The sequence below is a fragment of the Mesorhizobium sp. M7A.F.Ca.CA.004.04.2.1 genome, from assembly GCF_004022825.1.
GTDB lineage: Bacteria > Pseudomonadota > Alphaproteobacteria > Rhizobiales > Rhizobiaceae > Mesorhizobium.
This window is the reverse complement of record NZ_RZPH01000202.1, coordinates 1-7,202: the sequence shown is the minus strand read 5'-3', so window position 1 is coordinate 7,202 and position 7,202 is coordinate 1. Positions and strand designations below refer to the sequence as shown.

Below are 7,202 nucleotides of genomic sequence, written 5' to 3'. Positions count from 1 at the left end.
ATACAGGGAGGGCTGTGGGGTCCCTCCTTCTCGGCCTCGACGATGTGGGAGGAGCCTGTGCGGCGAAACGGGCTAGACGCCCCCAGGCCCAGAACTTGGGCGAAACCAACTCCCACCAAAGCACAGCCGCTTTAGTGGCCGAACAATGAAGCCTCGCTCGACGAGCCGCCGCCTCTACTGTCAGCGGCATCACGCGGTTGAAGCGAACAGCGCAGCGGCTACTGTTTCCCGCACAACTCGGACGGCAATTGGGACAAGTCCGCACATGTCGTCACGTAAGCTGAACGCCGCAGGTACAGCCAAATTGGGGGCGGGGCGTTTCTGCCGTTTTGATAGAATTCTATCAAACTGACAATTTTCCTTGCACGAATGCAAGGAGAGCTCGATTGACTCCCCTCCTTTCTTGTCAAGGATGGGTTTGCAGGCTGCGGTGCGGCAGAAGCCGGACAGAACGGCGACCGGTCGAGTAAAGGCCTGCGCAAACAAGCGCGCATATTGCGGGCGCCCGCACGGAGGAGAAGACGCTCGTCCTGGTGAAAGACAACGATGCTCAGGCGCCATTGCCATTTGCCGAGGGGGTCCGCGCGCCGGAAATTTCGAAGCAACAAAGGTGAGATCGAGAATGATGATGGCGAAATACAACACAGCTCACCGTCCAGTGCAGTTCTACCGGCGGGTGGCGGAGTGGGATGGGCTGCCAAATGGAACGTAAAAAGATCAGCAAGGAGATGCTTGGCGATAGTCAGGCGCTGCGCAAGCTGCGTGAGCACCTTGTCAAGGTGGCCAAGGCGAAGACTACGGTCCTGTTGCGAGGTGAATCCGGAACCGGCAAGGAGCTGGTTGCCAAAGCCATTCACGAGCTCTCGCCTCGCGCCAAGCAGCCCTTCATCAAGGTCAATTGCGCGGCGCTCACCGAGACGCTTCTGGAATCTGACTTGTTCGGTCATGAGAAGGGTGCCTTCACCGACGCGAGCAGTTTGCGCAAGGGGCGCTTTGAGGCTGCCGACAAAGGCACATTGTTTCTGGACGAGATTGGCGAAATATCAGGTTCGTTCCAGGCTAAGCTGCTGCGTGTCCTGCAGGAGCAGGAGTTTGAGCGCGTCGGCAGCAACCACACCATTAAAGTTGATGTTCGCGTGATTGCCGCAACGAACAGGGACTTGGAAACGGCAGTTCAACGCAAGGAGTTCCGGCAAGACCTCTATTATCGCATCAACGTCGTCACTTTACGCGTGCCGGCATTGCGCGAAAGGCGAGGTGATATTCCGCTCTTGGCCGCTCAGTTTCTCAAGAATTTCAATACTGAGAATGATCACACGCTGACCTTCGCTCCCGAAGCGATTGAGGTGCTAATGAACTGCGAATTTCCAGGTAACATCCGAGAGCTCGAAAACTGCGTTCAACGGACGGCAGTTCTGGCGACGGGTCCATCAATCCTCAGAACTGACTTTGCCTGTTACGCGGATCAGTGCTTGGCCGCGGCGCTGTGGAAGAACGGACAGCCGACGTCAGAGAAGTCGACTACGATCGAGCCTTCCGCCGCCTGTGCCGCCCCGCCCGTCGGCGACGGGCAAGCGCCGATAGGCCCTGCCACGACTCGTGGTAGGGTGCCCGATGCCGATACGGTCATTGCTGCCATGGAAAAGTGTGGCTGGGTGCAGGCAAAGGCGGCGCGCCTGCTCGGTTTGACCCCGCGCCAGATCGGCTACGTGCTGAGAAAACGCGGTATCGAGATCAAGCGTCTCTGAAACAACCCGCCGAGCAAGAGCTGGAGCAGGTCAAGCATTGGTGCTCTGGCGCCGAGCCCATCGGCCAGGCTTACGAAGTGGGTGTGAACAGCGCTGCCAAGATTCCGGCCGTGTGCTTTCTACCACCAGTCGTACTGGGGCTCTGCGACTGACAAACTAAAAAGGAGTAATCCTCTGGCGGGACCTGGTCGATACATTAGCTGATGGCTTACCGCTCGATATCACGCAATCTGAGATGGGCATGAAAGTGAGTTCGACCGCTGGACAGTTGCCGACTTCGTCAGGTATTGGCCCCTGCGACCGGTTGATCTCCGATATCCAAATTCTTGGAAGTTGGTCGAGACGAAACTGTCGCCCCGGCTCGTGACCGACCGCGCGCCCGGCAAGATCGAGTTACAAAGTTGCCGAGGCAGTTTGATGTGCGTTCCTGCATCACTGTACGGGACACGACCTGACGGGAGACTATGATGCGTAGCCAAAAAGAAAAGATGCTCGCAGGCGAGTTTTACAATGCGGCGGATCCGGAGATCCAAGCTGACCTGTTGGCAACCGGGGCTTGGCTCAAGCGGTACAATGATACGCTGGGGCAGACCACGGGGCATTGGCATGAGCTTTTGTCCGAGCGGCTGGGAGAGGTTGGGCGCGGAACGGTCATCCGTCCGCCCTTTTTTTGCGACTACGGATTCAATATCCGCATTGGAGCCAATGCCTACATCAACTTCAACTGCGTTATTCTTGACGTGGTAGAGGTCAAAATCGGGCAAGGAACGGCAATTGGGCCTGCTGTGCAGATTTATACCGCCGATCATCCACATGATGCCGAGCAGCGGCAGGCCGGCCTGCAGGTCGGGCGTCCTGTTCACATTGGCAGCCGTGTCTGGATCGGCGGTGGAGCAATCATTCTGCCTGGCGTCACGATTGGTGATAATGCAGTGGTAGGCGCTGGCTGCGTGGTCACACGAGATGTTCCCGCCGGGGCAAAGGTAGTGGGAATTCCTGCTCGCGTGGCCGACCCACATAAACAGGCATAATCAACCTCGTTGACCCTGGAGGTGCATGCGAACTGTCGAAACTGTGCCGAATTTTTGTCGAAGCCATTGAGCGCTGCATATGTTGTCGCGACTCGGGCGCTTCAGTTCTTTTGCCACGGGGGTCACAAGATCATGTGCGTAATGCCGCCGCAACGTGCTCACGTCCCGCAGCAGCGGACCCTTTCACATGGCCCAACGAATTCAGAGCCTACGTTGTGCTGCCACTAGCATTACTGCTCACGAATGTATTCCCAACTGAGTTTTCGCCCTTGGAGGCAAGCAGCGACTCACCAGCAATCGCCGGCCATTAATCCTGGCTAGCATCGACCCCGACGAGGCGAGCCGCGGCGTTGCGGATCGGCATGTCGATGACCGTGATTGCGCCTTCGGCAAGGAAACGACGTTCGTTTCTGGTCAGCGTAGCCGAATCGATCACCGCAAAATGTGGGCCAGTGGAGCGCTTCATCAGCTGTCTGGCATATGTGCGCAGCATCTGATCGTTGAAGCGGCAGCCCACGAAGAAAAAACCCCGGTTGACGCGCCGTTGCTTCACCGCGTCCGGGATCGGCGTCTGGATATCAATTTCGGTTAGGACTTCGACGTAATCGGAATCAGCCACGAGGAAGTTTGCCGCCGGCCTGACGCTGCCGTGCGGCGCATAGAGCACCGTCCTAGCCACTTGTTCGGCCTCGAGTTCTGTTCCTGACAAATCGTAAGTTCTCGTCCAGATGTTACCGATTCCGGTCGCGCGCGTCGTTCCTTGTATCTCGACAACGTCTGTTTGGCCGGCCTCTGCAAGGGCTGCTCGCATGGCGCCATCGTACCAGCTGTCGATGATGACAGACAGTTGAAGGGTTGCGAGCCAGGCGTGAAGAACGGTCGGCTCGGCGGGGGCTGCGAATATCTCCGCCATCCACGCTTGGAGAGTCCGACGATGTCGGCGCTGCTCGATAAACTGCGCGACCGACCACATATTGGTGCGAATCCTGGAAGGGGCAGGCGCCCGCTTGTTGAGGGCCGCGGCGACATCTTCAGGGGTGCAAGGTACAGGGGATTCCGGTGGGTTAAGCTGCAGAAGACCAGGACCGAGATAGGGGATCACTCGATCGGCCTTGAGAGCGCCGTTCAGCAGGTCAATCAGTTTTTTGGCAAAACTGCCCCGGACGACGACGAGATGGTCCCAGCTCAGCATCGTGTTCATACGCGTTTCCTCTCCGCCACTGAACCCACCGGCATCAGGCCCCGTCGGAAATCTTCATCGCCTCGACGGTGATCGGCAAACGCGTGTCGCGCGGAAGGTCGGGCAGCATGAGCCGCCAACCGTTCCTGAGCGTCACGGTCCCGCCCCATAAGTCAGCGTTCTCAATCTCGGTGATCGGCTCTTCGAGATCCTTCTTGGGGACATAAGCCGACAAGCCAGTAGCGGTCCTGCGAATCATTACTTTCATCCGGCTGTTCCCCCGTTGGAAATGCCTTCAGCTCCGCAGGGAACCTCGACTTTGTCGAGGCTAATGAGTTCGCGCGCTCGCATGCCGACGACCGTGCCACGATCGATCCATTCGACCGCATAGATGAAGAATTGCTGGAGAAAGGTTCCAATGTCGCGCACGTAGCCTTCGTCGCCCTTCCGCACGAGGTTTTCGCCGATCTCCTTGCCGGGATAGGTGCCGTCGTTTTTTATGTGGCGTATCGCACGGACCCGCTCACCCTGCATGAACCGTGGCGGTCTGCCGATTTCGACCTCCTGTTCGCGTCTGGACCACATGCTGTCCATTCCTTTCTCGAGGCTTTTGTTGTGGTCGCGGGTTGCAGGCGTCGTCGTGCGGCGAACCCGACCGTTTCGGTAGGAATCAAGCGGGAACGCAGGTTTTCGGTACCGGACAGACCGACACGCATTGCTGCGTATCGAAGGCCTCCTTGCATTCGGTGCACTTGTTTGGATCGATCACATAGGCGTCGCCCTTGAACTTGATCGCTTCCGAAGGACATTCGAACTCGCAGGCCCCGCATTGGGTACATTGGGATGCGATGATCTTTAAAGCCATTCTAACTCCTGGTTATCGGACGAGACGGCTCAGGCCGTCGCCGCTAGTGGTCTGATCCCAAACTCTGCCGCGTAAAGTGCGCTGACTGCGGTCTCGATGTAGTCATGGCCATAGGCGTCGGTTACGCGCAGTCCAACTCGCGAGAGTTGTTCCTTCGGGCGATTTCCGATCTTGGCGCATAGCACTATGTGTATGCCTTCGAGCGCTGCGATGACGCCCTCGAGGATGGCGTCTTCGCCCCCGCCTCCGAGGCAATACCGCTCGACCTTCCGATGCCCGACCAAGCTGATCCCTCTAGGCGAGACTTCATAAACCTGGAATTCCTTCGCGTGGCCGAAGTGTTCGTTGACCCGTCCACCTCCCTTAGTGGCCACCGCAACCAGAAGCGACTTTTCGGAGTCTGTTGCCTTGACCATACCGATGGCCTCGCTCCTCGCCGCCTCATGATCACGGCGCTCGTGTGCGACCACCTGCCGATAGGCCTGACGCTTGCCAGCATCGTAGGCGACATCGTCGGGAATACCGTCCAGCGTGAATTCCTGGCCACGATCTTCACCGAGCAGGCCGACAGCATCTGCCCGGCACTGCCGGCAGTGGCGCATCAACTTGGCGCCACCTTCAAGTCGATCCTGAAGAGCCATCATCTCCGTTGCCGTTGGGCCGCGCTGCCCGATGAGTCCGTAGTGGGTACCGTGCGCCGGGTCCGAAATCAGAGGCATCACGTTGTGCAGAAACGCGCCCCGCTCCCTGACCATTTTGTTCACCTCAAACAGGTGCTGGTCGTTCACTCCAGGAATCATCACCGAGTTGATTTTGGTGAGGATGCCGCGCGCGCTCAGCATCTCCAGGCCCAGCATCTGCCGCGCGTGCAAGATTCGAGCGGCTTCGATGCCGAAGTAGCGGCGATTTTCATAAAAGATCCATGGATAGATCTTCGCGCCGACTTCCGGGTCGACCATGTTGATGGTGATCGTCACGTGATCAACATTCATTTCGGCAAGCTCGGCGACATGGTCCGGCAGCACGAGCCCATTAGTGGAGACGCACAGCTTTATGTCGGGGATTTCCCTGATGACGCGGTCGAACGTTGCCTTCGTTTTCTCCCAATCGTAACAGGCATCCCCCGGCCCAGCGATGCCAAGAACCGAAAGCTGCGGAACTTTGTTGGCAACGGCGATGACCTTGCGTAGCGCTTGGTCGGGCGTCAACTTCTCAGACACAACACCAGGCCGGCTCTCGTTGGCGCAATCGTATTTGCGATTGCAATAGTTGCACTGGACATTGCAAGCCGGCGCGACCGCCACATGCATACGCGCGAAATAATGATGCGCTTCCTCCGAAAAGCAGGGGTGATCCTTGATCCTTTCCCAAATAGCCGGATCCTCTTCGCCCGGGCTGGTCGGCGACGAGCCGTAGGAAGACGATGCGCAGCCACCGGATTTCGCGGCTGCCAGAAGACCCTCGGATGTCGTGCTAGTCGGCCCCTCAATCGAAACTGTCGGTGAGGACATCAAACGGCTCCGTTGCTGGTAACGTCGCGGTTCAAGGTGCAAGAGCCATACCAACTGAAAAAAGCGGCTTCAGTTCACTATTCGGGTCGATATCGCATTGTGTCAGGCCGGCGCGACACAATTTTGTCCTGCTTGCGACAGTGCAAGTCCAAATCCGTTCAGAAGCACGAAGCACTCCTTGTCGCGCACAGGGCGCGCAAGACCACTGGCCTGACGATTGGCTCATCAGGCTCTTAGAAGTTCCTTCACCTCGATACTATGCCGGCGTATCGCCTAGCCGACTTGTCGCAGCTTGAGGCCGAGAATTCGAGCCGCATTAGCCTGAACCCAGCCGGCCTTCTCCATTGTGTCGATCAGCCGTCACGCTTCGTCCGCCGCGGTCCCAGCCCCCGTCCGGCCGTATCGTTAGAATCGCAAGTGGCCATCTCGTGTTCAGGCGGGCGCCGATGCGCCGAACCGGCATCGTGCTGGCCCGTGAGAGCTCGTCGATGACATTGCCACGTTCCGAAAGATTGGTTCCTTCCAGAGGAGAACGCCAAGCACGCAGTTCTCCGGCTCGCGGACGTTGCCGGGGAAATAGCATTGCGAGATCAGCTCAACTGCCGACGGCGCAAAGCCATGGTTCTCCATATTTCAAGGGTAAGCGCTGTGTCCTTCCAGGAGGACCCGCGATCTGTGGGCCTGCCGATTCTGAGGTGGATCGGAGATCGGCTTGTGTCTGAACTTGAACTTACGATTGACCCTGAGCGGCAGCCTCGGCGTTTTCGAGGGTGATCAACGGCGCTGTTGGTCGGCGGCATTGGTCGATGGACGACAAGGCACGGAGTCATCTCCGAGACCCTGGAGCCGACGCGGTGATCTCGGAGG

General features: G+C 58.2%; 6 protein-coding genes and 2 pseudogenes. 2 read left to right on the top strand and 6 right to left on the bottom strand.

The features are described from left to right. Nucleotides 1-704: 704 nt before the first annotated feature. A pseudogene (nifA, locus tag EN893_RS11870) lies at nucleotides 705-1,748 on the top strand (nif-specific transcriptional activator NifA); the annotation flags it as partial. Nucleotides 1,749-2,212: 464 nt separating this feature from the next. Continuing rightward, nucleotides 2,213-2,779 (top strand): sugar O-acetyltransferase, encoded by a 567-nt coding sequence (locus tag EN893_RS11865; protein ID WP_024505228.1) that lies wholly within the window; start codon nucleotides 2,213-2,215, stop codon nucleotides 2,777-2,779. 307 nt (nucleotides 2,780-3,086) lie between these two features. On the opposite strand, the gene EN893_RS11860 is transcribed toward EN893_RS11865, so the two are convergent. From EN893_RS11860 to EN893_RS11835, 6 genes and pseudogenes are all read right to left on the bottom strand, one after another. Continuing rightward, the gene (locus EN893_RS11860) at nucleotides 3,087-3,980 is read right to left on the bottom strand and encodes an SIR2 family protein (protein ID WP_024505229.1); all 894 of its coding nucleotides are present in this window, start codon (nucleotides 3,978-3,980) and stop codon (nucleotides 3,087-3,089) included. Nucleotides 3,981-4,014: 34 nt separating this feature from the next. Then, nucleotides 4,015-4,227, bottom strand: coding sequence for a putative nitrogen fixation protein NifT (gene nifT, locus EN893_RS11855; protein WP_024505230.1), 213 nt, complete (start codon nucleotides 4,225-4,227; stop codon nucleotides 4,015-4,017). Further along, entirely contained in the window at nucleotides 4,224-4,544 is a 321-nt protein-coding gene (locus EN893_RS11850) for a nitrogen fixation protein NifZ (RefSeq protein WP_024505231.1), read from the bottom strand. Before EN893_RS11850 ends, nifT begins: the two co-directional genes overlap by 4 nt. An 85-nt stretch (nucleotides 4,545-4,629) precedes the next feature. Next, nucleotides 4,630-4,824, bottom strand: a complete 195-nt coding sequence (locus tag EN893_RS11845; protein ID WP_024505232.1) for a 4Fe-4S binding protein — start codon at nucleotides 4,822-4,824, stop codon at nucleotides 4,630-4,632. Nucleotides 4,825-4,853: 29 nt separating this feature from the next. Then, a complete protein-coding gene (gene nifB / locus EN893_RS11840) occupies nucleotides 4,854-6,335 on the bottom strand; it encodes a nitrogenase cofactor biosynthesis protein NifB (RefSeq protein WP_063169393.1) in 1,482 nt (493 codons plus the stop codon). Between the two features lie 273 nt (nucleotides 6,336-6,608). Next, nucleotides 6,609-6,721: pseudogene (locus EN893_RS11835) on the bottom strand (helix-turn-helix domain-containing protein); the annotation flags it as partial. Nucleotides 6,722-7,202 lie beyond the last annotated feature (481 nt).

Coding starts and splice junctions, on each gene's coding strand:
- EN893_RS11850 (WP_024505231.1), bottom strand. CDS start 4,544: ATGTGGTCCAGACGCGAACAGGAGGTCGAAATCGGCAGACCGCCACGG.
- nifT (WP_024505230.1), bottom strand. CDS start 4,227: ATGAAAGTAATGATTCGCAGGACCGCTACTGGCTTGTCGGCTTATGTC.
- nifB (WP_063169393.1), bottom strand. CDS start 6,335: ATGTCCTCACCGACAGTTTCGATTGAGGGGCCGACTAGCACGACATCC.
- EN893_RS11845 (WP_024505232.1), bottom strand. CDS start 4,824: ATGGCTTTAAAGATCATCGCATCCCAATGTACCCAATGCGGGGCCTGC.
- EN893_RS11865 (WP_024505228.1), top strand. CDS start 2,213: ATGATGCGTAGCCAAAAAGAAAAGATGCTCGCAGGCGAGTTTTACAAT.
- EN893_RS11860 (WP_024505229.1), bottom strand. CDS start 3,980: ATGAACACGATGCTGAGCTGGGACCATCTCGTCGTCGTCCGGGGCAGT.